General features: G+C 75.1%; 20 protein-coding genes. 11 read left to right on the top strand and 9 right to left on the bottom strand.

Translation table 11 applies throughout. The annotated features are described in order from the left end of the window. Nucleotides 1–5 precede the first annotated feature (5 nt). The 6 genes from IF01_RS0130970 to IF01_RS0130945 form a co-directional block, all read right to left on the bottom strand. Entirely contained in the window at nucleotides 6–1,199 is a 1,194-nt protein-coding gene (locus tag IF01_RS0130970; protein WP_030396903.1) for a DegT/DnrJ/EryC1/StrS family aminotransferase, read from the bottom strand. After that, nucleotides 1,196–2,821 carry a hypothetical protein gene (locus IF01_RS0130965; protein ID WP_051756537.1) on the bottom strand — a complete coding sequence of 542 codons (1,626 nt, stop codon included), beginning with the start codon at nucleotides 2,819–2,821 and terminating at the stop codon, nucleotides 1,196–1,198. Before IF01_RS0130965 ends, IF01_RS0130970 begins: the two co-directional genes overlap by 4 nt. Continuing rightward, nucleotides 2,821–3,894, bottom strand: a complete 1,074-nt coding sequence (locus tag IF01_RS0130960; protein WP_233290522.1) for a GNAT family N-acetyltransferase — start codon at nucleotides 3,892–3,894, stop codon at nucleotides 2,821–2,823. Before IF01_RS0130960 ends, IF01_RS0130965 begins: the two co-directional genes overlap by 1 nt. Before the next feature lie 85 nt (nucleotides 3,895–3,979). Beyond that, on the bottom strand, nucleotides 3,980–5,188 hold the full coding sequence (locus IF01_RS0130955) for a glycosyltransferase (protein WP_078880464.1): 1,209 nt from the start codon (nucleotides 5,186–5,188) through the stop codon (nucleotides 3,980–3,982). After that, on the bottom strand, nucleotides 5,185–7,074 hold the full coding sequence (locus tag IF01_RS42560; protein ID WP_037781780.1) for a tyrosine-protein kinase family protein: 1,890 nt from the start codon (nucleotides 7,072–7,074) through the stop codon (nucleotides 5,185–5,187). Before IF01_RS42560 ends, IF01_RS0130955 begins: the two co-directional genes overlap by 4 nt. Before the next feature lie 459 nt (nucleotides 7,075–7,533). Beyond that, nucleotides 7,534–8,673, bottom strand: coding sequence for a glycosyltransferase family 4 protein (locus IF01_RS0130945; protein WP_244215685.1), 1,140 nt, complete (start codon nucleotides 8,671–8,673; stop codon nucleotides 7,534–7,536). Nucleotides 8,674–9,014: 341 nt separating this feature from the next. Between IF01_RS0130945 and IF01_RS44465 the strand changes: the two genes are divergently transcribed. The 6 genes from IF01_RS44465 (at nucleotide 9,015) to IF01_RS0130915 (ending at nucleotide 15,489) form a co-directional block, all read left to right on the top strand. After that, the gene (locus tag IF01_RS44465; RefSeq protein ID WP_051756535.1) at nucleotides 9,015–10,235 is read left to right on the top strand and encodes a glycosyltransferase family 4 protein; all 1,221 of its coding nucleotides are present in this window, start codon (nucleotides 9,015–9,017) and stop codon (nucleotides 10,233–10,235) included. Nucleotides 10,236–10,339: 104 nt separating this feature from the next. Further along, nucleotides 10,340–11,026 (top strand): thiol:disulfide interchange protein DsbA/DsbL, encoded by a 687-nt coding sequence (locus IF01_RS0130935; RefSeq protein ID WP_030396897.1) that lies wholly within the window; start codon nucleotides 10,340–10,342, stop codon nucleotides 11,024–11,026. Nucleotides 11,027–11,245: 219 nt separating this feature from the next. Continuing rightward, the gene (locus tag IF01_RS0130930) at nucleotides 11,246–12,160 is read left to right on the top strand and encodes an ABC transporter permease (protein ID WP_233290520.1); all 915 of its coding nucleotides are present in this window, start codon (nucleotides 11,246–11,248) and stop codon (nucleotides 12,158–12,160) included. Then, on the top strand, nucleotides 12,150–13,349 hold the full coding sequence (locus IF01_RS0130925) for an ABC transporter ATP-binding protein (RefSeq protein ID WP_030396895.1): 1,200 nt from the start codon (nucleotides 12,150–12,152) through the stop codon (nucleotides 13,347–13,349). The genes IF01_RS0130930 and IF01_RS0130925 overlap by 11 nt, the downstream gene beginning before the upstream one ends. 3 nt (nucleotides 13,350–13,352) lie before the next feature. Continuing rightward, complete coding sequence (locus IF01_RS0130920) at nucleotides 13,353–14,552, top strand: glycosyltransferase family 4 protein (protein ID WP_051742915.1); 1,200 nt, start codon at nucleotides 13,353–13,355, stop codon at nucleotides 14,550–14,552. Between the two features lie 61 nt (nucleotides 14,553–14,613). Beyond that, the gene (locus IF01_RS0130915) at nucleotides 14,614–15,489 is read left to right on the top strand and encodes an alpha/beta fold hydrolase (protein ID WP_030396893.1); all 876 of its coding nucleotides are present in this window, start codon (nucleotides 14,614–14,616) and stop codon (nucleotides 15,487–15,489) included. A 34-nt stretch (nucleotides 15,490–15,523) separates the two neighbouring features. Here the strand turns inward: IF01_RS0130915 and IF01_RS0130910 are convergent, their stop codons facing one another. Together IF01_RS0130910 and IF01_RS0130905 are read right to left on the bottom strand one after the other, a co-directional pair. Continuing rightward, entirely contained in the window at nucleotides 15,524–16,270 is a 747-nt protein-coding gene (locus IF01_RS0130910; RefSeq protein WP_030396892.1) for an SAM-dependent methyltransferase, read from the bottom strand. 100 nt (nucleotides 16,271–16,370) lie between these two features. Beyond that, nucleotides 16,371–17,552 carry a glycosyltransferase gene (locus IF01_RS0130905; protein WP_051742914.1) on the bottom strand — a complete coding sequence of 394 codons (1,182 nt, stop codon included), beginning with the start codon at nucleotides 17,550–17,552 and terminating at the stop codon, nucleotides 16,371–16,373. 18 nt (nucleotides 17,553–17,570) lie between these two features. Between IF01_RS0130905 and IF01_RS0130900 the strand changes: the two genes are divergently transcribed. Next, nucleotides 17,571–18,356: a glutamate racemase gene (locus tag IF01_RS0130900; protein ID WP_030396890.1), complete on the top strand. Its 786-nt coding sequence runs from the start codon at nucleotides 17,571–17,573 to the stop codon at nucleotides 18,354–18,356. 1,060 nt (nucleotides 18,357–19,416) lie between these two features. Here IF01_RS0130900 and IF01_RS0130895 read toward each other — a convergent pair. Beyond that, nucleotides 19,417–20,664 carry a polysaccharide deacetylase family protein gene (locus IF01_RS0130895; RefSeq protein ID WP_244215684.1) on the bottom strand — a complete coding sequence of 416 codons (1,248 nt, stop codon included), beginning with the start codon at nucleotides 20,662–20,664 and terminating at the stop codon, nucleotides 19,417–19,419. A gap of 443 nt (nucleotides 20,665–21,107) precedes the next feature. Between IF01_RS0130895 and IF01_RS0130890 the strand changes: the two genes are divergently transcribed. The 4 genes from IF01_RS0130890 (at nucleotide 21,108) to IF01_RS0130875 (ending at nucleotide 24,522) form a co-directional block, all read left to right on the top strand. Further along, entirely contained in the window at nucleotides 21,108–21,380 is a 273-nt protein-coding gene (locus IF01_RS0130890; RefSeq protein WP_149030651.1) for a hypothetical protein, read from the top strand. Nucleotides 21,381–21,680: 300 nt separating this feature from the next. Continuing rightward, nucleotides 21,681–22,523, top strand: a complete 843-nt coding sequence (locus tag IF01_RS0130885) for a polysaccharide deacetylase family protein (protein ID WP_051742913.1) — start codon at nucleotides 21,681–21,683, stop codon at nucleotides 22,521–22,523. Beyond that, on the top strand, nucleotides 22,516–23,700 hold the full coding sequence (locus IF01_RS0130880; protein ID WP_051742912.1) for a glycosyltransferase: 1,185 nt from the start codon (nucleotides 22,516–22,518) through the stop codon (nucleotides 23,698–23,700). Before IF01_RS0130885 ends, IF01_RS0130880 begins: the two co-directional genes overlap by 8 nt. Before the next feature lie 42 nt (nucleotides 23,701–23,742). Further along, nucleotides 23,743–24,522 (top strand): sugar transferase, encoded by a 780-nt coding sequence (locus IF01_RS0130875; RefSeq protein ID WP_233290519.1) that lies wholly within the window; start codon nucleotides 23,743–23,745, stop codon nucleotides 24,520–24,522. Nucleotides 24,523–24,530 lie beyond the last annotated feature (8 nt).

The following is a 24,530-nucleotide window of genomic DNA, read 5'->3' as shown; positions in this document are numbered from 1 at the left end:
TCGGCTCAGGCGGAGCGCAGACGCTCCGCGTACGGCTGGATCCGGGCCACCGCCTCGGCGATCCGGCGGACCGTCGGCGCGTCCATCTGGGACCACAGCGGCACGGTGAGCACCGAGTCGGCGAGCCGGTCGGTGAGCGGCAGCGCCTCGGCCTGGCCGAGGTGGGCGTAGGCCCGCTGGCGCTGCACCGGCGGGTGGAAGTAGCGCCGCGAGTCGATCCCCTCCGCCCGCAGGGCGTCGGCGAGTTGCCGCGAGTCGAGGCCGAACCCGTCGGCGTCCAGGATGAGCGTGAGGTCCTTGAAGGTGGAGGTGTCGCCCTCCTCCGGCAGGGCCAGCCGCAGCCCCGGCAGGCCGGCCGTGACGGCGGCGAACTCGGCCACCAGCGCGCCCCGGTGGGCCACCCGCTCGGGCAGTCCGGCCAGCCAGTTGAGGCCGACGGCGGCGTGCAGCTCGCTCATCCGGGCGTTCAGGCCGGGGAACAGCGTGTCGTAGTCGCCCGGGTTGCCGTAGTCGCGGGCGGTGCGCAGCCGCCGGGCGAGCGCGGCGTCCCGGGTGGCGACCAGGCCGCCCTCGCCGGCCACCGCGACCTTGGTGGGGCTCATCGAGAACACCTCGGCGTAGCCGAAGTTGCCGATCGGCACGCCCTTGCGGCGGCTGCCGAAGCCGTGCGCGGAGTCGTACACCAGCGGCACCCCGGCCGCGTCGGCGACCTCCTGGAGGCGCTCGACCTGGCAGGGCGTGCCGTAGACATGGGTGGCCATCAGCGCGGCCGGGCGGTCGGCGGCGGCCAGCCGGGCGGCGGCGTCCTCCGGGTCGAGGGTGATGTCCCGCTCGCGGGCCTCGGCGAACACCGGGGTGCCGCCGGCCCAGTGCGCGGCGTGCGCGGTGGCGGAGAAGGTGAATCCGGGCATCACCACCGCCCGCCCGCCGTCCACCTCGGCGGCCTGGAGCACCAGCATCAGTCCGGTCGTGCAGTTGGAGACCGCCACCACGTGCGGCACCTCCAGCAGCGCGGCCGCGGCCTCCTCGAGTTCGGCGACGGTGCGGCCGTTGGTGAGCTGTCCGCTGTCGAGCACGGTGCCGAGCCGCTCCAGCAGCGCGGCGCGGTCGGGCACCTGGACCCGGGTGAGCGGCAGCCCGTCGGGGAAGGCGGGAGTGCCGCCGAGGGCGGCGGGCAGGGCAAGGGTGTCGGTGGTCATGGCGCGGTCGATCCCCCCTGGGACGTTGACGGTGACGGTGACACGGTGGACGGAGGTGACACGATGGACGGAGGTGACACGATGGACGAAGGTGCGGCGGTGGACCGGACAGCAGGTGCCGGTACCGCCGTCGGTACGGGTGGTTCCGTCGGCGGGCCCGGTGGCTCGGACGTCCGCCGGGCGCCCCACTGCCCGGGCGAGACCCGCCAGACCGGTGGCGGCCGGCGGGCCGCGCTGCTCCCCCTGCTCGCCGTGGCGGCCGGGACGACCAGAAGCACCAGGGCGAGCGGCAGTACCTGGACCCGTTCGCGGGACAGGATGCCCATGTTGTTGATGGTCGAGAAGGCCCAGCAGAACAGCAGCGTGTAGACGGCGGCGAAGGCCACGTACGAGCGCTGCACGAACAGCCGGGGCAGCCGGGACAGCCGGGGCCAGGCCCGGATGAACATCACCAGCAGCGCGAAGCACTCCACCGACTGGATCAGGTTCTGGATGTTGGACGCCTCGAACGGGAACGGCCGGAACAGCACGCTGATCACCGCGACCGGCAGCCCCGCCGGATTGAGGCTGAACTTCGGCGCGGCGTCCTCGGGCGCGGTCGCGTTGATCATCGAATTGCCCTGGCTGGTACGTCTGGAGGTCTCCGAGAGCACCTGGTTGACGGCGTCGCCGCCGGTCCCGTCGGTGCCGAAGAAGGTCGAGACCTGCTGCAGCATCAGCACCGCCATCGCGCCCAGCACCACGGCGGTCAGGATGGTGCGCAGCGGCCCCAGCGCGCTGACCTGCTGCGGACGGCGGCGCAGCACGTACGCGACCATCAGCCCGGCCCCGGCCAGCGCTGTGACGTGCGGGCGGACCATCGCGGTGCCCACCGAGCCCAGCGCGATGCAGAAGAAGGCGCCGAACCGCCGGTCCAGCAGCCGCGCCGTGCCGTAGGTGGTGAGGCCCAGACAGAACATCATCCAGGCGTCCTTGCCGATGCTGGAGGGCCAGAACAGCAGTGAGGGCAGGAAGAAGACCAGCTTGGCGTACTTGCGGGTGTCCGCCTCCGGGAAGGCGATCTGCAGCGCCCGCCAGAACAGCAGCAGGCCCCAGAAGCCCATCCAGGAGAAGACCAGGAAGCCGCCGATCAGCGAGGGGCCGGTGATCGCGTACACGATGCCGGTGACGATGATGACGAAGCCGGTGCCGGCGACCTTCATGCCCAGGTCGTAGTGGACGCCGCCGAGCAGGTCGGCGGTGTCCAGGTAGGCGGCGAGCTCGCTGCCCTTCTGGTGGTACATCTTGGCGTCGGCCGCGCCCCCGTAGAGCACGAAGGCCATCAGGTAGCGGGGGAAGGCGCAGAGCAGTTTGGCGGTCATCGCCAGCAGCAGCAGCCGGAAGACGTCCCGTTCGGGGTTGGCGGCCGCGATCCTGGCCAGCAGCGGGGTGCCGATCGCCATCAGCGCCGGGAGGATCAGCAGCGCGCCCCAGGTGTCGTACGAGGTGTGCACCGAGGCGAGCACGAAGAGCGTGACGTAGCCGGTGGCCAGGGTGGCGGCGAGGGCGGACGGCCAGGGGACGCGCCGGAGCACCGCGGACGCGGCGCCCGTGGTGCCCGGTTCCCCGGGCGCCGCCGCCATCAGAACACCTCCAGGTCGCCGAGGCTGAACCGCCAGTCGGCCAGGGTGAGCGGGGTGGCGCCGCCCGGGGTGCGGGCGGCGAGGGTCATGCCCGTGCGCGGGGCCCGCAGGTAGCCGGCCCGCAGCGCGGCGTCGGCGGCCTCGGTGCCGGGGGAGAGGTGGGTGGCGACGTGGTCGCAGCCGGACTCGCGGGCGGCGGCGCGCAGCAGCCGGACGGCGCTGTCCCGGTCGCCGGGGCGGACCACCAGGTCGGCGAGCGTGAACTCGGCCAGCGGGCCGCGCCGTCGGGGCCGGCCGACGGCCAGGCCGGTGAGCTCCTCGCCGCGGTGCACGGTGAGCACCCGGTAGTCCAGGCCGGGGGCCTCGCCGTACCGCCAGCGCAGGAACTCCGGGGTGCGGTGGACGGCGAGCCGGCGGTCGGCGGCGTCGGCGGCGGCGCGTTCGCGCAGCAGTTCGGCCAGCGGGCCCTGTGCGCCGGTCACCGCCGGGTCGGCCAACCAGGCCAGGACGGTGGGCAGTCGACAGTCCGGGGGACCGGTCGGCACGGCGGCCGGACGTCGGGCGAGGGCGGCGCGCGCACCCCGGGCGAAGGCGGCCGGGCGGACGGCGCGGACCGCGATCGGTACCCGGCCCAGCTCCTGCCAGCCCATCTTCCGGTAGCCGGGCAGGCTGTTGCCGTTGGGTGTGTTGAACACCAGTTCGGTGTCCCCGGCGACCTGGTCGAGCAGGTCCAGGGTGAGCCGGCGGAAGATGCCGCGGCCCTGGAAGTCGGGGTGGGTGGCGGTGTCCACGGGCCGGACGGCGTTGACCGGGCGGCCGTCCGCGCCGCCCGCCTGCCACTGCCAGCGCAGGAACAGGCGGACCCCCGCGAGCCGCCCGTCGGCGGTCTCGGCGACCAGCCCGGGGCTGGCGCCGAAGGGATTGCGGAGGTGCTTCCAGGCGAAGAACTCGGCGGTGCGGGTGCCGGTGGGTCCACCCGCCAGGGAGGCGGTGAGCAGGTCGAGCACGGCGGGGAGGTCGGGCTCGGCCGGCGGGCGGAAGGTCAGCTCGGCGGGGGCGGGCAGGGCGCTCACGTCCGGACTCGCTCTCCCATCGGTGGTCGGGGGGTCAACGGGGAAACGTCGGTGCTCCGGAGTTCTCCGGGTGCGGTTGGTCCGCTCAGTGCCGCAGCACCCGTGCGTACACCGCCTCGACGGCGCGCTGGGCGCCCGCCACGTCGAAGCGCCCGGAGCGCTCCCGGGCGGCGGTCGCGAGCCGGGTGCGCAGGTCGGGTTCCTCGGCCAGCCGGGCGAACGCGTCGGCCAGCGCGGACGGGTCGCCGGGCGGGACGAGGTAGCCCTGCTCGCCGTCGTCCAGTACCTCGGGCATGCCGCCGACCCGGGTGACCACCGAGGGCAGTCCGCTGGTCATCGCCTCCATCAGGGCGACCGGCAGGCCCTCCTGGCGGGAGCTGAGGGTGAACACGTCCAGCGCGGGCAGCAGTTGCGGCACGTCGGGGCGCGACCCGGTCATCAGGACGGCGTCGGCGATGCCCAGTTCGGCGGCCCGGGCGCGCAGTTGCCCCTCCAGCGGTCCGGCGCCGATCAGCACCAGCCGGGCCCGGGGGTGGCGGCGCAGCAGGGCGGCGTGGGCGGCGAGCAGGGTGGCCTGGTCCTTCTTCGGGGTCAGGTTGCCGACCGTGCCGACGACGAACGCCTCGGCCGGCAGGCCGAGTTCGGCGCGGGCGGCGGCGCGGGCGGCCGGTCCGCCGGGGGCTCCGGCCAGGTCGGGGCCGTGGTGCACCACGGTGACCCAGTCGCCGGGGCGGCGCCGTCCGGGCGGGACGGTCCGGGCGACGGCGTGCGAGACGGCGATCACCGCGTCGTTGCGCCGGTAGGTGAGCGCGTTGGCCCAGCGGGTGGCCGGGCGGTAGCGCTCCCAGACGTTGTGCTCGGTGTGCACCAGGCGCGGCCCGGGGCCGGTCAGGGTGGGCGCGAGCAGCCGGGCGGCGGCGGCCGGTACCGGCATGTGGGTGTGCACCAGGTGGTACCGGCGTTCGACGAGCAGCCGGCGAAGCCGCAGCGGCCAGCGCGGATCGGCCCGGCCCGGGGTGCCGGGGACGCCGCCCAGGCAGTGCACGGTCACCCCGGCCCCGGTGAGCGCCGGGGCGAGCGCGTCCTTCCACGGCAGGACGTAGGCGACCTCGATCCGGTAGCGCGAACGGTCGGCGTGGCGGGCGCAGTTGAGCAGCAGCTGCTCGGCGCCGCCGCGACCGAGGCCCTTGGCCAGCCACAGCACCCGCACGGGGGCGTCCGCCGGTCCGGGCTCCGGCAGCTGTTCCGGCACCGGCCCCGCTGCCTGTGGCGACTCGTCCAGTGGCCCGCTCATCGCTCCTCCGCCTCGCGCAGCAGGGCCGGTTCGCCCTGGTCGCCGCCGTGCCCGTGGCCGTTGGCGCTGTCCGGGCCGGTGCTGCCCGGTCCGCCGCTGTCCGGGCCGTCGCCGTTCGCCCCGGCCGCGCGCCGCGCCCAGCTGGGGGTGGTCCGTCCGCCGCCGCGCTCCCCGGGCGGTTCGGCGACCCGCTCCGGCGCGGACGCGGGCGTCCGCTCCGTCGCCGGCCCGGACTGGCGCGGCTGCGCCGTCTGCTGCTGCGACTGCTGCGGCTGGTGCTGCTGTCCGCCCCGCCCGGCCGGTCCGGACGCCCCGGCGACGCCCGCGGGCCCGCGCCGCCGCCGTCCGGAGCGGCCGTAGGTGCCGAGCAGGGCCACGCCCGCCACCGGCACCCCGGTCCGGGAGAGCAACTCGGCCACCCGGTCGGCCTGTTCCGGCGTGACATTGCCGCTGCGCACGGTGACCAGCACGGCGTCCGCGTGCTGCACCAGGTCGTAGGCGTCGTTGGCGTGCAGCAGCGGGGAGGTGTCGATCAGGATGACGTCCGCGTGCGGCCGGACCCGTCGCAGCACGTCGCCGGCCCGCAGCACCAGGGCCGCCGGGTACGCGGTGGTGTTGCCGCCGGTGATCAGCGAGACCCCGGCGACATTGGTCGGCCGGATCAGCTCGTCCAGTTCGTCGAGCCGCTCACCGCTGAGCAGTTCGGCCATGCCGGGGCCGTCGCCCACACCGAGGTGGGTGTGCAGCTGCGGGTGGCGGAAGTCGCAGTCCAGGACGAGGACGCCGCGGCCGGTCTCGGCGAGCGCGGCGGCCAGGTTGGCGATGGTGATGGTCCGGCCGTCGCGGCTGCCGCCGGAGGCCACCAGGACCACCGGGGCCGGCTCGGTGAGCGGGCGCGGGGCGGTCCGCTTCGGGTCCCGGTCGTCGCCGCCGGCCGGCCGGGCCAGGGTGTCCGGGCCGGTCAGCAGCAGGGTGGAGCGCAGCGAGCGATAGGCCTCGGCGGCCGGGTCGGACGGCCGGGCGCGCACCAGCGGTTCGCGCACCCGGCGCTGGCGGCGGGACAGGTGCGGCACCTCGCCGATCACCGGCAGGTTGAACGCCTCCTCGACCGCGTTGCGGCTGCGCAGCCGGGTGTCCATCCGGCTGAGCATGAGCGCCGCGACCACGCCGAGCGCCAGGCCGAGGAACACCGCCAGGCCGAGCCGCACGCTGCGGCTGGGGGAGGAGAGCAGATTGCTGGTGCCCTGGCGGGCGTCGATGCTGCCCCACTGCTGGATGGCGTCGGTCTGGGCGCTGTTGGCCAGCTTGTTGATCGTGGTGAGGGTGGTGGTCAGCGAGGTGTTGGCGGCGGTCAGTTTGGGCAGGAGCTTGGGCTGGTCGGCCGGGGAGGAACGGTTGTACTGGGCCTGGATGTCGTTCAACTGCTGCTGCTGGGCGTCCGCCTGGGCCTGCAGCTTCTTGATCGTCTCCGCGGCGCTGCGGGCCGACTCGTCGCTGTAACCCTTGATGATCGCGGCCGAGTAGGCGGTGGCCAGGTCGGAGCAGGACGGCCCGGTGGGTCCGGTGGTGGCGATGGTCAGCATCTGGGGGCTGTCGGCGGTGACGGTCCGGCGGGCGAGCACCTCGGAGGCGTCGGCGATGCCGAGCTGTTTCGCGGCTGCCGCCGCGACGTCCGCGCCCTGGGCGTAGGAGAGCACCTGGTCGGCCCGGACGGTGTCGCCGGCGCCGGCGACCGGGGTGATCGCGACCTTGCACTTCCATTTGGCGTTGTCCACCGTGTCACCGGCCGGGGTCAGCAGCCAGCCGACGACCAGCGCGGCGAGCGTGCAGCCGACGAGCAGGCGCCAGTAGCGCCGCAGGACGGTGAAGTGGTTTGCCGGTTCCACCGGTTGGATCCCCTCGCGTTCGTGGTGCGGTGGTGCTGTCAGCGCCCGTCGCCCCCCTGTCCGGGGGCGCGGCGGGTCCGGGTACCGCTGGTCGGGTCACGCCCCGGGGCGCGACCGGCACACCCTCGCGGGCACGGTGGAATCCCTCGGCTGATGTCGCAACCCGCCCCCCTGACGACTCGCGGACAACGTCCTGAACGACGTACTCCCCACGGCGCGGTCCGACCCGGTGGTCCAACGCGTGCTCCGCACGCCGACCCCCGCCCCCGCCGGATCCCCTTGCGATGCTTCCCGAGCCCCGACGTGCGGCGCAACCGCTTTGGCGATACTGGTCCGGGAGATCGTGTACACCGGCCGCCGACCCGCCCGGATCCGGACAGAACGGGCCGTCGGCGGTGCGCGCCCCGGCCCGGACGCCGCGGCGCGCACACACCGCCGACGGCTCCGGGGCCGGGGCGCTCAGACCGTCCGCAGCCGCAGCGAGCGCTCGTAGAACCCCACCATCTGCGCCGACACCTGGTGCAGCGTGAACGAGGTCAGGAACCGGGCCCGCGCCGCCTTCGCCCGCACCCGGGCCGAGGCCCGGTCCTCCAGGGTGTCGGTGAGCGCCGCCGCCAGCGCGGCCGGGTGCTCCGCCGGCACCAGCCGGGCGTAGTCCTCGGAGCCGACGGTCTCCCGCAGGGCCGGCACGTCGGCGGCCACCAGCGGCACCCCGACGCCCATCGCCTCCATCGCCGCGCTGCCGAGCCCCTCCCAGCGGGACGGCACCGCGAACGCGTCCGAGGCCGCCATCAGGTCGAACACGTCGTCGCGGGGCCCGAGGAACCGCACCCCGCGGGTCGCCGCGGCCAGCGCCCGCAGCCGCTCGCTCTCGGTGCCCTCGCTGCCGGCCAGCAGCAGTACCGCCTCCGGCTCCGCCCGCAGCACCTCGGGCCAGGCCTCCAGCAGGACGTCCAGGCCCTTCTGGTACTGCTGCCGGGCCGCGGCCAGCACCACCGGCACGTCCTGCGGCAGTTCCAGCGCCGTCCGGACGGCGGCCCGCCGGTCCGGCGTCACCGAGCCGAGCAGCTCCGGGTCGCGCCCGCGCGGCACCACGTCGATCCGCTGCGAGGGCACCCGCAGCCGCCGGGCCATCGCCCCGGCCACGTACCTGGTCAGCGCGTGGAAGCGCCGGGTGCCCTGCGCGGTGGTGGCGTCCACCGCCTGCGCGGCCCGCACCTTCCACGGGTTCAGCCCGCGCGCGTTGCGGTGCTCCGGCCCGTACGCCGCGTTGACCAGGCTGGTCACCACCGGGGTGCGGGCCGCCAGGGCGGCCGCCCGGCCCAGCACGTCCGACTCGTAGAGCGTGGTGTGCACGAGGTCTGGCCGCCGCTCGCGGACCAGCCGGTGCAGCGCGGCGACGGTGCCGCCCCGGGTGGGCCTGCCGACCCCGAACACATCGGCCCCGGCCGCGGTGAGCTCGGGCTGGAAGCCGCCGGGCGAGTCCTTGAGGTACGCGACGTCGAGCTTCACCCCGGCCCGCACCAGCTGGGGGGTCATCGCCACCAGGCCCTGCTCGGCCCCGCCGACCCGGCTCACGCTGTCGATCACATAGAGCACATGCACAGGCCAACCCCCGCCCTCCTGGGCACCCCCGGTCTCCCGTGCCGGGAGGGCGCCCTGACTGCCGCTCAGCATCGCAGGTCGCGGTCGGCGCCCGCCAGCGGTTCGGTCAGACCGGCGCCGGGGCGGGGTGCGCCGCCGGCCGGGCGCCGCGGACCGGACGCCGGCGAACGGTCAGGGGGCGGTCGACAGCGCGGAACGGGGCGCGCGAACCCCCGGCAGGGCGTACGACGGCTCCCGGGCGGCGCCCTTCCGGAGGCCGCACGCCGACCTACGGACCACCGCCGGGTTGCGCGAAGGGGTCGTCCCTGACGGGAGGCTGTGCCAAGGTCGTTGCCATGCCCGAAGCGACACCGGTCAGGACGGCCGGAACCCGCCCCCGCATCCTTCACCTCATCACCGATCCACGCCGTCGCGGCGCCCAGAGCCTCGCCCGCGACCTGCACCGCGAACTGCGCCGCCGGGGCCAGGCCTCCGCACTGCGCGCCCTCGCCCCGCACCCCGACGCCCACCCGGACGCCCCCGACACCCGCGCCACCGCCGTACTCGGTCCCGGCCGGCTCCACCCGCGCACCCTCGGCGCCCTGCGCGCCGCCGCCCGCACCGCCGACCTCGTGGTCGCCCACGGCTCCTCGACCCTCCCGGCCTGCGCCATCGCCCTCGCCGGGACCCGCACCCCGTTCGTCTACGTGTCCATCGGCGACCCCCGGCACTGGACCGCGGGAGCGGTCCGCCGGCTGCGCACCGGCGCCCTGCTGCACCGTGCCGCCGCCGTCACCGCCCTCGCCGACGAGGCCGCGGAACTGCTCGTCGAACGCTTCCGGCTGCCCGCCGCCCGGGTCCGCACCATCCCCAACGCCCGGTCCGCCGACCGCTACCCGCCGGCCGCCGACGAGGCCGACCGCCGCGCCGCCCGGCAGGCGCTCGGCCTGCCCTCGGACGGCCTGCTGGTCGCCTGGCTCGGCGCCATCGCCCCCGAGAAGCGCCTGGACCTCGCCCTCGACGCCCTCGGGCGGCTCCCGGACGTCCGCCTCGCGGTCGCCGGCGACGGCCCGCAACGCTCCGCCCTGGAGCGACATCCGGCCGCCGCCCGGGCACACTTCCTGGGCACCCTCGCCGACCCGGCGCCGCTCTACCGGGCCGCCGATGCCGTGCTGCTCAGCAGTGACAGCGAGGGTGTGCCCGGAGTGCTGATCGAGGCGGCGCTGGCCGGCCTGCCGGCCGTGGCCACGGACGTCGGCTGGGTCGGCTCGGTGGTCCGGGACGGCATCACCGGCGCGCTGGTCTCCCCCGGCGACCCGCCGGCCCTCGCCGAGGCGCTGGCCAAGGTCCTGGCCGGCGACCGGGCCGGACTCGGCGCCGCGGCCCGGGCGCACGCGCTCGCCCACAACGAGCTCGACGTGGTGGCCGACGCCTGGCAGCAGCTGTTCGGCGAGGTCTGCGGACGCGTCGGCGGCGGTGCGGCCGGACCCGCCGGACCCGCCGCACCCGCCGGACCCGCGGCGGAGGCGGACCGGGTCGGCGCGGCGAAGGACGGCCCGGACGGCGGACGAGGCTGACGCGTCCCGGTGCGCCGGGCCGGGTGCGCCGATCGGGCGAATCCCGGCCCGACGCACCGGGACGACCTGGCCGATGACGTTCCGTCACGGACACACTGCCCCGTGTGAAGTCGATCCTTCGAACCACCCTGCTGCTCGCCGTCGCCGCCGGGATCGCCGCATCCCCCGTCCAGGCCGGCGCCGTCACCCACCAGCCGCCCCGTGAGGGCGCCCAGTACGTCCGCCTCGACCAGCCGCAGCCGGTGCGCGAGAGCGCCCGCACCGAGGCGATCGAGTTCTTCTGGTACGACTGCGGTCACTCCCAGCAGCTCGAACAGCCGCTCCAGGCCTGGACCGAGCGGCACCGCGCCGACGTCGACCTGCGCCGCGTCCCGGCCATCTGGCAGGGCAGCCGCGAGGAGACCGCCCAGCGCGGCCACGCCCGCCTCTACTACACGCTGGAGCGGCTCGGCCTGGTCGAGCGGCTGCAGGCCGCCGCCTTCCGCGCGGTCCACAGCAGCGAGCAGGACGTCACCACCGAGGACACCGCCACCGACTGGGCCCTGCGCCAGGGTGTCGACCAGCAGGCCTTCCGCGAGGCCTACCGCTCCGAGGACACCCTGCGGGCCGTGGACGAGGCCGCCGCGCTGTTCGTCCGCTACGGCATCAACGAGCTGCCGACCGTGGTGGTGCAGGGCGAGTACCGCACCTCGCCGACCAACGCCGGCGGCGTCGAGGCGATGCCCGAGGTGATGGACCACCTGGTCGCCCAGGAGCAGCAGCGCCACCCGCGCGCCCACAAGCTGTACTGACGTCCTCCCACCCCTCCCGACCTCCGACGGGCGGGCCGGTCGCACCGCGACCGGTCCGCCCCTTTTCGGTCGTCGGCCGGGGTGGGGTCGATCACCTTCACCGAACCGACCCCCGGCGGCCACACTCTGTGCCAGAGTGGGGCCGGGCCGCACCGCGACGGCGTCAACAGCCGTTGTGACGGGCCCACTTCTCGATACCACCGGTACCGGAGAGGGCAGGTGTCCGTGGGGGGACAACGCGCGCAGCTCGTCGACGAGCGCGACAGCCAGACAACGCAGGCCCCGGGGCGACGCCCGTCGGCCGCCGACGGGCCGCCGCCCGAGCTGATCTTCAAACGCGGGCTCCGTCCGGCCCAGGTGGCCCGCGAACTGTGGGGCGCCCGTGAACTCGTCCGCGCGCTCGCCGAGCGGGACCTGCGGGCCCGCTACAAGCAGGCGGTGCTCGGTTTCGCCTGGGCGGTGCTCACCCCGCTCGCGCTGTGCGCCATCTTCACCCTGGTCTTCCGCCGGGCCGTGCACGTCGAGACCGAGGGTGCCGCGTACCCGCTGTTCGCCTATGTCGGCCTGATCGTCTGGCAGTTCTTCAGCAACACCATGAACCAGGGTGCGCTGAGCCTCGCCAACAACCTCAGCCTGCTGAACAAGGTGTACTGCCCGCGCGAGGTGTTCCCGCTCGCCACGATGCTGGTCGCCACCGTCGACATGCTGATCGGCACCGCGGTGCTCGGCCTGCTCTTCCTGATCTTCTGGACCGCCCCCGCCGTCACCTTCCTCTGGGTGGTGCCGCTGCTGGGCATCCAGTTCGCCTTCACCTACGGCATCGCCCTCGTGCTCTCGGTGGCCGTGGTGTACCTGCGCGACGTCCGCCACCTGCTGCCGATCATCACCCAGATGGGAGTGTTCGCCACCCCCGTCGCCTACCCGCTGGCCCAGATCCCGGAGCGGCTCCAGGAGCTGTACGTCGGCGTCAACCCGCTCGGCGCCGTGATCGAGGGCTACCGCAACGCCCTGCTCTACGGGCAGGCGCCGGACGCCGCGCTCACCACGATCGCCGCGGTCTCCTCGGTGGTGTTCCTGGTCGGCGGCTACCTGCTGTTCAAGAAGCTGGAGACGGGGATCGCCGATGTCGCCTAGCCAGACCCTCCCGCTCGGGACCATCCGCACCGACCAGGTGTGGAAGCGCTTCAAGGCCGACCAGCAGCGGATGCTGCTGCGCGACAAGGTCGACTCGCTGGCCCGCCGACTGCGCGGCGAGAAGGGCGAGGACTGGCGCTGGGCGCTGCGGGACATCTCGATGCACATCGAGCCGGGCGAGTCGGTCGGCCTGATCGGCTCCAACGGCTCCGGCAAGTCCACCCTGCTGAAGATGCTGACCCGGGTGATGTACCCGTACGGCGGGGTGATCGACGTGCGCGGCCGGATCGGCGCGCTGATCGAGATCCGGGCCGGCATCCACCCGGACCTGACCGGCCGGGAGAACATCTACCTGTTCGGCGCGCTGCTCGGCCTGCGCCGCCGCGAGGTGGCCGGCCGCTTCGACGACATCGTGGAGTTCGCCCGGCTCGGCGGCGCCATCGACCGGCAGGTGAAGTTCTACTCCTCGGGCATGCAGATGCGCCTCGGCTTCGCCGTCGCGGCCTACCTGGAGCCGCACGTGCTGCTGGTGGACGAGGTGCTGGCGGTCGGCGACGCGGTGTTCCAGCAGCGCTGCCTGGACCGGATGCGCGAGGTCGCCGAACAGGGCACCACCATCGTCTTCGTCTCGCACGACCTGCCCGCGGTGGAGTCCATCTGCCGGCGCGGCATCTGGCTGGAGCAGGGCTCGATCCGGGTGGACGCCGGGATCAAGGACGCGATGGCCGGCTACCGCGACTCGATCGAGGCGCAGTCCGAGGCCGGCGGGCGCACCGGCGAGCCGCTCCAACTGCTCAAGCACGAGGTGCGCGGCGAGGACCGGGACAGCCTGACCACCGACGAGCCGATGACCGTCGAGCTCACCCTGGGCGGCGAGTACCGGGGCGACGCGACCTTGCACCTGGGCGTCAGCGAGGGCACCTCCAGCCCGATCTTCCAGATCAGCCACGAGATCCGGCTCACCGGCGGGGACCGCCAGGTCGCCTGCGTGATCCCCCGGCTGCCGCTGCCGCGCGGCCGGTACACGCTCTGGGCCGGCGTCTACAGCATCGGCCGGACCGACGGCGGCACGCTGATGAGCTGGCACTCGGTGGGCCAGTTCGACGTGTTCGGGCCGATGCTGGACTCCCCGCCGCGTGCCGTCGTGCTGGCCGCGCCGGTGTTCGTCCCGCACCACTGGGAGGAGTGAGGCGTGAGATCGGTCCGGGTGCTCGTCCATCTCAACAATCTGGCCCTGGGCGGCGCCCAGTTGAACGCCGTCGACATCGCCCGCACCCTGCGCGACCGGGGTCACGACCCGGTGCTGTTCGCCCAAGGGGTGGACGGACCGGCCCCGTTGGTCGAGGTGGCGGCCGGCCACGGTCTGGACGTGGTGGTGGCGGGCGGCCCCGACACCCCGCACTCCGAGGTCCGGCGCCGGCTGGGCCGGCTGGCCGCCGAGCACGGCAGCCAGTTGCTGCACGCCTGGGAGGTCAGGGCGGCCCGCAACTCCTACTTCGGGCCCGGCCGTTACGGGCGGATCCCGGTGGTCACCACCTTCTACGGGATCCGGATGCTGCGCGGCCTGCCCCGGCACCAGCCCCTGGTGCTGGGCCTCGGCGCGCTGCTGGGCGACGGCCGGGCCTTCGGCCACCGGGACGTCAGCCTGATCGAACCGCCGGTGAACACCGCCACGGACGCCCCCGGCCTGGTCGACGGCACTGCCTTCCGCCGCCAACACGGCATCGGGGACGAGGAGTTGCTGCTGGCCATCGTCACCCGGCTGGTCCCCGCGCTGGAGAAGGACGCCGGTGCGGAGCTCACCGTGGACGCCGTCCGGCAGCTGGACGACCCCCGGGTCCGGCTGGTGATCGTCGGCACCGGCCCGAGCCTGGAGTCGCTGCGGGCCCGCGCCGCCGCCGTCAACGAGGCGCTCGGCCGTCCGGCGGTGCTGGTCCCGGGCCAGCTCGCCGATCCGCGACCCGCCTACCAGGGCGCCGACATCGTCCTCGGCATGGGCGGCTCCGCGCTGCGCGGACTCGCCTTCGGCAAGCCGGTGGTGGTGCACGGCGCGGCCGGGTACGCCGCCGTGCACGAGCCCGGGCCGCTGGTCGAACCGCACGCCTCGCGCTGCATGTACGGCTTCGGGGACGGCTCGCGGTCGCCGGAGGCGCTGGCCGCCCAACTGCGGGGGCTGCTCGACGATCCGGCGCGCCGGGCCGAACTGGGCGCCTGGGGGCGGGAATGGGTGGTCGGCCGGTTCTCGCTGGAGAGCGTCACCGGTGCCTTCGAGGAGCTCTACGCCCGGGTGCTCGCCCGGCCGGGCCGCACGGTCGGCTGGCTGAAGGACCTGGAGCAGATGACCAGGTACGAGTTCACCAAGCCGACCGCCCTGCGGCTGCTGGGGCGGTGACACCGGTTCTTTCCTTGATCAGCTCTTCCTCTAACCGGTACTCGGGTGTTTAATGGTTAGCATGAGCGAGCTGACGATCCCGCACATCCATCACCGCCACGTCGATGTCGACGGCCTGCGCGTCTTCTACCGGGAGACCGGACCGGCCGACGCCCCCGTGCTCCTGCTGCTGCACGGATTCCCGTCCGCCTCCCACCAGTTCCGGCGGCTCTTCGACGCGCTCGGCACCCGCTACCGGCTGATCGCCCCCGACTACCCCGGCTTCGGCCACAGCGAAAGCCCCGCACCCGAGGACTTCCGCTACCGCTTCGACACCCTGGCCGACGTCGTCGAGGGCTTCTGCCTGGCCCTCGGCCTCGACCGCTTCGCCCTCTACGTCTTCGACTTCGGCGCCCCCGTCGGCCTGCGGCTCGCCACCCGCCACCCCGAGTGGATCACCGGCCTGATCGTCCAGAACGGCAACGCCTACGAGGAGGGGCTCTCCGCGCAGGCACGGGAGTTCGTCGCCAACCGCCCCGGCGTCGAGGGCGCCGCCGAACGCGCCCGCGCCATCCTCGTCGAGGAGATCACCCGGGCCCAGTACGAGGGCGGCACCGGCGACCCCTCACTGGTCGCCCCCGACGGCTGGACCCTCGACCAGCACCACCTCGACCTGCCCGGTCGCAAGGACATCCAGGTCGAACTCGCCCTCGACTACCACAGCAATGTCGAGCTCTACCCCGTCTGGCAGGACTGGCTGCGGACCCACCGGCCGCCGGCCCTGGTGGTCTGGGGCCGCAACGACCCGTTCTTCACCGAGCCCGGCGCCCGCGCCTACCTGCGCGACCTGCCCGACGCCGAACTCCACGTGTTCGACACCGGGCACTTCGCGCTGGAGGAGAAGCTGCCCGAGATCGCCCCGCTGATCGACGACTTCCTCGCCCGCCTCAAGCCCTGAGGGGCGGCCGTCCTGCCGCGTCCGTCCTGCCACGTCAGTCCCGGCGCAGCACCAGGGTGACGAAGCCCAGCGTCCCCCGGTAGCCGTGCAGCCACTCCGCACGGTGCAGGTCGGCCGCCGCCCGGGCGTCCGCCGCGTCCGGGTGATCCGGGTGGTCCAGCGCCCACGCGGCCAGCGAGCCCGTCCAGGAGAACTCGTAGTCGTCCCACTCCGCCAGGCTGCTGACGTGGCCGAACACCGGTGTCCACCCGGCCGCCACCACCCGGTCGACCGTGGTGGCCAGGTCCGTGTACTCCTCGCGGGCGGCGCCCAGTCCGCCCAGCGCCGCCGACGAGGGCTCGCGCTCCCAGAAACCCTCGCCCACCAGCACCCGGCCGCCCGGCGCCAGATGCTCCCGGGCGGCGGCCAGCGTCGGCAGCAGCCCACCGAAGGCGTGCGTCGCGCCGACGTTCAGGACCAGCCCGAAGGGCTCGCGGTCGGTGAACTCCCGGGCATCGAGATGGTGCAGCCCCAACCGCCGCTGCACCCCCGCCGCCTCCGCCGACTCCCGGGCCCGGGTCAGCGCGCCCGGGTCCAGGTCCACCCCGACCGCCCGCCGGCGCGGCCGCGCCGCCAGCGCCCGCAGCAGCCAGCCGCCCTGCCCGCAGCCGAGGTCGAGCACCCGCCCCTCCTCCTCCGGGCCGAGCGCCCGCTCCAGCAGCGTCGCCACGGCCTCGTCGGAGAGTGGCGCGGCGATCGGGTGATGGGCGTGGGCGAGCCGGGAGATCGTCTGACGGTCCATTCGAACAGTGTGGCCCACCCGGCCCCCGCCCGTCCGGCCTTTACCTGTCCGCCCGCTGCCTGTCCGTCCACTACCTGTCCGCCCGCTGTCCGCACGTCCGCTACTTGTACGTCCGGCCCTTCCAGGCGGCGCCCCGGCCGCGCCAGTGCTGCACCGCCGAGTCGACCGTCATCAGCAGGTACAGCGCCGCCGTGAACGGCAGCAGCAGCGCGGCCGCAGCCGGCTGCCGGTAGTAGCGCAGCATCGGGACGAAGGTGCCCGTCATCAGCGCCCAGGCCGCCCCGCCCGCCACCGCCACCGGCCAGGCACCCGCCGCCACCCCCGCCAGCACCGCCACCGGCGGCACCAGGTACACCAGCGCCAGCCCCAGCACCGTCCCCAGCAGCAGCACCGGCGAATGCCGCAGCTGGGCGTACGCACTGCGCGACACCATCCGCCACAGCTGCCCCAGCCGCGGGTACGGGCGCACGCTGTCCACCTGCTCGGCCAGACCCAGCCAGGTCCGGCCCCCGGTGGCCTTCACCGCCCGGGCGAGGGACACGTCGTCGATGACCGCGCCCCGGATCGCCGCCACCCCGCCCGCCCGCTCCAGCGCCTCCCGCCGCACCAGCGAGCAGCCGCCGGCCGCCGCGGCCGTCCGGGAACCGGGCCGGTTGCTCCACCGGAACGGGTAGAGCTGGGCGAAGAAGTAGACGAAGGCCGGCACGATCAGCCGCTCCCACCCCGTCTCCACCCGCAGCCTGGCCATCTGCGACACCAGGTCCAGCCGGTTCGCCTCCGCCGCCGCCACCAGTTCGGCCAGCGAGTCCGGCCCGTGCGCGATGTCCGCGTCCGTCAGCAGCAGGTACTCGGCGTCCGCCCCCGCCAGCTCCACCCCGTGCCGCACCGCCCACAGCTTGCCCGTCCAGCCCGGCGGCAGCGGGGGAGGGGAGGCCACCGTCAGCTCCAGGCCCCCCGGGGCGGCGAGCGAACGCGCCAGCGCACCGGTGCCGTCCGAGCTGTGGTCGTCCACCAGCACCACCCGGGCCCGCCCCGGATACTTCTGCGCCAGCAGGCTCGGCAGGGACAGCGGCAGCACCTCCGCCTCGTCCCGGGCCGGCACCACCACCGCCACCTGCGGCCACCGCTCGGGCGGACGGCGCGGCGGCAGCCGGACATCGGTACGCCAGAACAACCCGTGGCAGCCCGCCAGCCAGAGCCAGACCAGCAGGGAGAGCACGGCGATCCACAGCAGGACGGTCACCCGGGCAGTCTGCCGCACCAAGGGCCCGTGGCGGGTCATCGACTAAAGTCTTGAAGCGTGAAGATCGCACTGATGGACTCGGGAATCGGCCTGCTGGCCGCCGCCGGCGTACTCCGGACCATGCGCCCGGACGTCGATCTGGTGCTCTCCTCCAACCCCGCCTCGATGCCCTGGGGCCCCCGGACGCCCGAGGAGATCACCGAACTCGCCCTCGGCTGCGCCCGCGCCGCCGCCGCGCACGAGCCGGACGCGCTGATCATCGCCTGCAACACCGCCTCCGTGCACGCGCTCGCCGCCCTCCGCGCCGAACTGGAGCCCGCGCTCCCGGTCATCGCCACCGTCCCGGCGATCAAGCCGGCCGCCGCGCTAGGCGGCCCGGTCGCCATCTGGGCCACCCCGGCCACCACCGGCAGCGCGTACCAGCGCGGACTGATCCGCGACTTCGCCGGAACCGCCGCCGTCACCGAGGTGGCCTGCCCCGGCCTCGCCGACGCCGTGGACCACGGTGACCAGGCCGCGATCGACGCGGCGATCGCCGACGCCGCCGCCCGGACCCCGGCCGGAACGGCGGCCCTCGTCCTCGGCTGCACGCACTACGAACTGGTCGCCGAACGCATCCGCGCCGCCGTCGCACCGACCGCCCTGCCCACGCTCACCCTGCACGGCTCCGCCGAACCGGTCGTCGCCCAGGCCCTCCGCCGCGTCGCCGACCCCACCCGCCGCGGCAACGGGACCCTCACCGTCCTCCACGCCGGCATCCCGACCACCCTCCCCGCCGTCGCCCTGGCCTACCCCGGCACCGCCCTCCTCGGAGCCCCCCCGATCCCGACCCCGGCCGCCTGAGCCCCGGCCGCCCGGGACGTCGGGCGGCGTGGGGGACACCCTCCGCGGCTGCTCCCGGAGCGCCCGGCGGCTCGGTGGCGTCCGCCCGGCTGCACCCGGGTCGCCTTGGGTCGGCCGCCGGCTGCCTGGCCTCGGGATCGGTCTCCCGGATGCTTCCCCCCGGATCGTCCGCCTCCGCCGCCCTGTGGCGTGAGGACGGCCGCCCGGTTGTTTCCCGGATTGCCTGCTGCGCTGCTCCGGCGGCCTCCGGCTGCTCTCCGGGTCGCCCGCCTCGCCGCCCCGGCAGGCCCGAGCCTGCTCGTCGGCCCTGCGCGGGCCGCCACTCCCGCCGACCACCTGCCCGCACGGACGCAGGCCGAGGCAGCACACCCGACGCCGACCCGATTGCGGGCCACCCGGGACCGCCACCGGGCGGACCGGGATCGGCCCACCCGGTCGCGCCGGCCCGCCGAGGCCACCACCCCTCCACCCGGCCCGCGCCGTCCTGGCCGGTCGGCTCCTGCACGGGGGCGAAGCGAATGCCGGGTCTTCAGTCAGCCGTGACGGAGGCCGCGCGTTGGAAGTCGGCCGGCTCGACTTCCCGTATACGTGGTCGTTGGTCGTCAGGAGGCTTCGCGTGTGTGGGCGGGTCCGGCCGTAGACAGACGTGGACCAGCCGCTTCGAGCCACCCCGCTTGCGCCCCGGCCTTCTGCCGGGCGTGGGGGCGGCCGCGCGCAGGAAGTCGGCCGCTTCGACTTCTCGCGCGTCCGGATCCGGCCGGCCGGTCGGCCCCGATGCCTTCGCGAGAGTGGTTCCGCCGGTGGGTGCCCCGGACCGGGAGGTCGGTGGGTCCGACTTCCTGTGCGGGCGGTGGTTGCTGTGGGTGTCCGTCGCGCGGCGGCTCGCAAGTCGGTCGGGCCGACTCCCCACGCGTGCGATCGCTCGGGTGTGGGCCTGGGTTCCGGGCAGCAGACGTCGGCCGCTCCGACTTCCTGTGCGTGCCCCTTCCTGCGCCCGGCCCCGCGCCCGGCCCCGCTGCCGGGCGCAGGAAGTCGGAGCGGCCGACTTCCTGCGCGGGGGTCAGGCGGCCTGGCCGCGCCAGCGGCGGTAGGCGGGTTCGAGGCCGGAGAGGATGGTGTCGAAGCGGCGGGTGCTGGTGGTCGAGTCGACCTGGAGCCGGCTGATCTGGAGCGGGTGGGAGGGGAGCCGGGGGCCGAGGCGGTGGTCGGAGAGGAAGCCGAGCCGGTAGCCCAGCTCCTGGAGCACACCCTCGGCCCGGACGTCGTGGCCGCCGTCCGGGTAGGCGAAGGCGATGGGGGGCTCGCCGAGCCAGCGGGTGAGGGCCTCGTGGGCGCCGGTGATCTCGGCCCGGACGGTGACGTCGTCGCAGCGGCCGAGGCACGGGTGCCCCTGGGTGTGGTTGCCGATGGCGACGCCGCCCTCGCGCAGCGCCAGCAGGTCGGCGGGGGTGAGCTGCTCCTGGCCGGGCGGCCGCCGGTCCGCGCTGACCCGCAGCTCCTGGAGGCTGCGCCGGCGGTCCGGGTCGGGCATCGCCTTGAGCCGGGGGAGCAGCTGCGAGGGGTGGCCGCAGTCGAGCGAACGGGCCCGTCCGCCGTGCCGGGCCAGGAAGTCGGCCTCGTGCCACCAGAACGGCCGCTCCGTCCCGATCAGCTCGGAGATGACGAAGGCCGCGGCCGGGATGCCGCGTTCGAGCAGCGCGGGCAGCGCGTGCGTCAGGACGCTGCGGTCGGCGTCGTCGAAGGTCACCAGCACACTGCGGGCGGGCAGCGGACGTCGTTCGGCGACGGCTTCCTGCACGGCGGCGAGCGAGACGGGCGTCGCGAGTCTTCGCAGCCGGTCGAGCTGCGCGCCGAACGACCGGGGGTCGGTGACCCCGTGGTACGCGAGCACGGCGAGCCGCTGCGCCGCCCTGGCCCGGAACAGCGGCTGGACGGGCGCGAACCGCAGCCACTCGCCCCGCGCGTCGGCCTGACCCTCGGCGCGTTCGGGCGTCCGCCGCCCGGGCACGGCCGCAGGCGTCGCTGCGGGTGCGGGTGCGGGTGCAGGCACCAGCGCGCGGACGGGCCGGGAGCAGGTGCGGGTGGCCGCCGCGGGGGACCGCCGCGTCCGGTCGCCGGCCTGGGTGCCGACCGGCTGCCCGTCGGTCGGCACGGTAGTGGCGGGGGACGCGGCCGCCGGTCGCGCGGGGCCGGGCGCGGGTGGCGGTGCGGCGGTCGGTGGCGGCCGCAGGTCCGACAGGGCGGTCACCACGGCCCTGTTGAGCGCGGTGAGGCCGGAGGTCGTCGTCGTGGAATGGGACTGCGGCACGGTTCCCCCTCGGTCGCCGATGCGGCGTGGCGGTACCGCCGGAGGACAGAGCCCGGCCTCCGACTCCAGGGCGCGGCGGCTCCGCCCCCTGGGTATCTCCGGTCCACGGCGGGGACTCCCAACCCGCACCGCGGACGGCTCCTGGATCGCTCAATGTAATGGAGACAGCTACGCCCCGTTGATGGTTGTACCGGACCGGCAAGGTTTTTTCGCAGCGCCGGAACAATCCCGGGACGGCGCCGGAACGAACTCGGGACGACGCCCGATCCGGAGCCGGATCAGCGCCGGACCGGGCGCCGCGACGGACACCCCGGCGCGCGCCGGGGCGCACCGGCGGAGTGCGCGCGCACGCCCCGGCCGACCGGGTCGACGGTGACCCGGTGTGGCCGAAAGGTCACGCCCTGCGGGCTGCTCCGGCGGCGGCCCCGAGGTACCTTGGGCTCATGGCAGACGCGGAACGTGATCACCACCACCCGCACGGCGCGACCCGGATGGCGCGGTTCTGGCACGGTGGTGCCCTGGTCACCCACCAGGTGCCGCTGGCGCTGGTCGGTCTGGCCTGCCTCGCGCTGGGCATCGTGGTCGCGGTCGTGGTTCCGGACAGTGACGGACCGGCCTGGGCGATGGCGGTCGCGGGCTGCCTCGCCGCCGGTGTGCTGCTGCTCGGCCGGATCGGCGTCGCGGTGTTCCGCCGGCACCGCCGCGCGGCGGCCTGAACCGACCGTCCGAGGACGCCCCGGCACACCGGCAGGGCCTGCCGGAACAGCTGTCCCGGCCGCCCGGCCCGCGGTTTTGTCGAATTCCCCGTAACGGCCCGCGTACCGAACTCCCGATCGGATCCATCCGGTCGGATCGGCCGGTTTTCGGCCCAACTGCCAACTCCTTCTCGCTTCTTTCACAATTCCGGGCCACCAGCCCCACAGTTCCCCCTACTGTGATGTCGGTCCGGGGCGCCAACTGCGCCGGATGCGAGGCCACTTGCCGGCGCCGGGGAGGGTGCCGCAGAGGGGGGAACGATGAGCGGCAGCGCCGTGCCCGGAACGGCCCCGGTCAACGGGGGGATCCGGGCCCAGGTGAAGCGCCAGCTGGCGCGCCGGGTCGGGAGCAGTCCCGGCGAGGGCGCCACCGTGCTGATCTACCACCGGGTGGGCGGCGGGAGCCCGGACGAGCTGGACGTCGCCACCGCCGACTTCGCCGCCCAGGCCGACCTGCTCGCCGCCCTGCCGCCCGGCCGGGTGGTCTCCCTGGACGAGGCCACCGACCGGATCGAGTCGGGCCGCCGCACCCCGGGCGTCGTCCTCACCTTCGACGACGGCTTCGCGGACGTCTTCGACAACGCCTGGCCGCTGCTGCGCGAGCGCCGGCTGCCGTTCACCGTCTACCTGGCCAGCGGCCACGTCGGCGGCGAGATGCGCTGGGAGGGATCGACCGCCAAGGCCACCGGCGCCCCCGCGCTCAGCTGGGAGCAACTGCGCGAGATGACCGCCTCCGGCCTGTGCACGGTCGCCAACCACACCCGCACCCACGCCCGCCCCGAGCTGCTCACCACCGCCGAGCTGGACGCCTGCAACGACGAGGTCGAGCAGCACCTCGGCGTCCGCCCCAGCCACTACGCCTACACCTGGGGCGTGCCGGTCCCGCACATGGAACCCGCGCTGCGCGCCCGATTCCGGACCGCCGCCACCGGCGAGGTCGGCCGCAACACCCCCGGGGTCGACCCGGTACGGCTGCGCCGGGTGCCGGTCCGCCGCACCGACCCGATCGACTTCTTCCGCGCCAAACTCCACGGCCGGCTGATCCCCGAGCGCGCCTACGCCAGGATCGTCGCCACCGCGAAGGCGGTGGGCGCCCGTGCCTGAGGACCGGATACCCCCGCGCCTGCGCGGCCCCGGCGGCCGCCCGCTGCGCGTCGCCCACCTCACCACCGTCGACATGAGCCTCCAACTGCTCCTCGCCACCGAGCTCAAGGTGGACCTGGAGGCCGGCTTCGAGACGTACGGGATCAGCGCCCCGGGCCCCTACCTGCCCGATCTGGCGGCGATCGGGGTGCGGCACGAGCCGCTGCACGCGCTGACCCGGGCCTGGGAGCCGCGGGCCGACGCCGCAGCGGCCCGCGAACTCCTGGCGGTGCTCCGCCGGATCCGCCCGGACGTGCTGCACACCCACAACCCGAAGACCGGTGTGCTCGGTCGGGTCATCGGCCGGCTGGCCCGGGTCCCGGTGGTGGTCAACACCTGCCACGGGCTGTGGGCGCAGGCGCACGACCCGCTCGCCAAGCGCGCCTTCGTGCTCGGCGCGGAGGCCTTCGCCGCCCGCTTCTCGCACGCCGAGCTGTACCAGAACGGCGAGGACCGGCGGACCCTGGCCCGCGCCGTCCCGGCCCGCCGCTCGCGGGTGGTCGGCAACGGCGTGGACCTCACCCGCTTCGCCACCGATCCCGGCGAACGCGCCCGCGCCCGGGCCCGGCTGCGCGCCGAGCTGGGCCTCGGGCCGGACGAGCTGCTGGTCGGCGGGGTCGGCCGCCGGGTCGCCGAGAAGGGCATCGGGGAGTACGCCGAGGCCGCCCGCGCCCTGGCCGGCAAGGCCAGGTTCGTCTGGATCGGCCCCGACGACCCGGACAAGCCGGACGCCCACGGCGCCGAGTCCGGGGTCGCCTTCCTCGGTCCGCGCGCCGACATGCCCGCCGTCTACGCCGCGCTGGACGTCTTCGTCCTCCCCTCCTACCGGGAGGGGTTCTCCCGTTCCGCCATGGAGGCCGCCGCCGGCGGCCTCCCGATGGTGCTCAGCGACATCCGGGGCTGCCGCGAGATCGGCACCCACGACGAGCACCTGCTCCTCGCCCCGCCCGGGGACGCCCGGGCCCTCACCAGCGCCCTGGACCGGCTCCTCACCGAGCCCGGCCTGCGCGAGCGCCTCGGCACGGCGGCCCGCCGCCGCGCCGAGGCGGCGTTCGACCAAAGGGCGGTCGCCGCCGTCTCACTGGCCACCTACGCGGCCGTCGCCCGCGCGAAGGGGCTGCCCTGGACGGTCGGCTGAGCCCGCCCACGACCACACCACCGCATCAGGGGAAGGACCGTCATGAAGCGAGGGGGGGACCTCGCGATCACCGTCCTGACCGGGATCGTCGCGATTCCGCTGGGTCTGGTGATCGCTCTGCTGATCCGCTGCACCATGGGCGGACCGGTGCTCTTCCGGCAGACCCGGACCGGGCTGCTGGGCCAGGAGTTCGAGATCCTCAAGTTCCGCACCATGCGGGACAAGCGTTTCCCGGAGGAGCCGGACGCTCCCCGGATCACCCGGCTCGGGGACCTGCTCCGCCGGACCAGCCTGGACGAACTGCCGCAGCTGTGGAACGTCGCGCGCGGCGAGATGGGAGTGATCGGGCCCCGGCCCACGCTCCCCGAGCAGGTCGTCCACTACTCCCACCGCCAGCGCGGCCGACTCGACGTGCGGCCCGGCCTCACCGGCTGGGCCCAGGTCCAGGGCCGCAACTCCATCACCTGGCCGGAGCGGATCGAGCTCGACCTCTGGTACGTCCGGAACCGCTCGTTCGGCCTCGACCTGCGGATCCTGCTGCTGACCGTCAAGGTGCTGCTGAACCCGGCCGGGATCACCGCCGCGGGCGGGGTCAACCCGGGCTTCCCGGCGCCGACCGAGCCCGCCGACACCGCTGCGGCCTCTTCGGCCCCGGCCGCCTCTGCCACCACCGCGGCCACCGCGGCCACCACCGTCCCCGAGCCGGCTCCCGCCGTGATCGGCCTGCCCCGGCAGGCCACCGGGCCGCGGCCGGTACCGCCGCTCCGCGCCCGGCCGTCCCGCCCGGCACCGGTCGGCGCCGCCGTCGAGGAGGCGTCCTGACCGCCGGA

This window comes from Kitasatospora purpeofusca (assembly GCF_000718025.1).
GTDB lineage: Bacteria > Actinomycetota > Actinomycetes > Streptomycetales > Streptomycetaceae > Kitasatospora > Kitasatospora purpeofusca.
This window is presented reverse-complemented; position numbering and strand designations above follow the sequence as displayed.

What these genes read in the sequence shown, in the direction of transcription:
- IF01_RS0130970 (WP_030396903.1), bottom strand. Translation starts at nt 1,199, where the DNA reads ATGACCACCGACACCCTTGCCCTGCCCGCCGCCCTCGGCGGCACTCCC.
- IF01_RS0130965 (WP_051756537.1), bottom strand. Translation starts at nt 2,821, where the DNA reads ATGGCGGCGGCGCCCGGGGAACCGGGCACCACGGGCGCCGCGTCCGCG.
- IF01_RS0130955 (WP_078880464.1), bottom strand. Translation starts at nt 5,188, where the DNA reads ATGAGCGGGCCACTGGACGAGTCGCCACAGGCAGCGGGGCCGGTGCCG.
- IF01_RS44465 (WP_051756535.1), top strand. Translation starts at nt 9,015, where the DNA reads ATGCCCGAAGCGACACCGGTCAGGACGGCCGGAACCCGCCCCCGCATC.
- IF01_RS0130925 (WP_030396895.1), top strand. Translation starts at nt 12,150, where the DNA reads ATGTCGCCTAGCCAGACCCTCCCGCTCGGGACCATCCGCACCGACCAG.
- IF01_RS0130915 (WP_030396893.1), top strand. Translation starts at nt 14,614, where the DNA reads ATGAGCGAGCTGACGATCCCGCACATCCATCACCGCCACGTCGATGTC.
- IF01_RS0130910 (WP_030396892.1), bottom strand. Translation starts at nt 16,270, where the DNA reads ATGGACCGTCAGACGATCTCCCGGCTCGCCCACGCCCATCACCCGATC.
- IF01_RS0130905 (WP_051742914.1), bottom strand. Translation starts at nt 17,552, where the DNA reads ATGACCCGCCACGGGCCCTTGGTGCGGCAGACTGCCCGGGTGACCGTC.
- IF01_RS0130890 (WP_149030651.1), top strand. Translation starts at nt 21,108, where the DNA reads ATGGCAGACGCGGAACGTGATCACCACCACCCGCACGGCGCGACCCGG.
- IF01_RS0130885 (WP_051742913.1), top strand. Translation starts at nt 21,681, where the DNA reads ATGAGCGGCAGCGCCGTGCCCGGAACGGCCCCGGTCAACGGGGGGATC.
- IF01_RS0130875 (WP_233290519.1), top strand. Translation starts at nt 23,743, where the DNA reads ATGAAGCGAGGGGGGGACCTCGCGATCACCGTCCTGACCGGGATCGTC.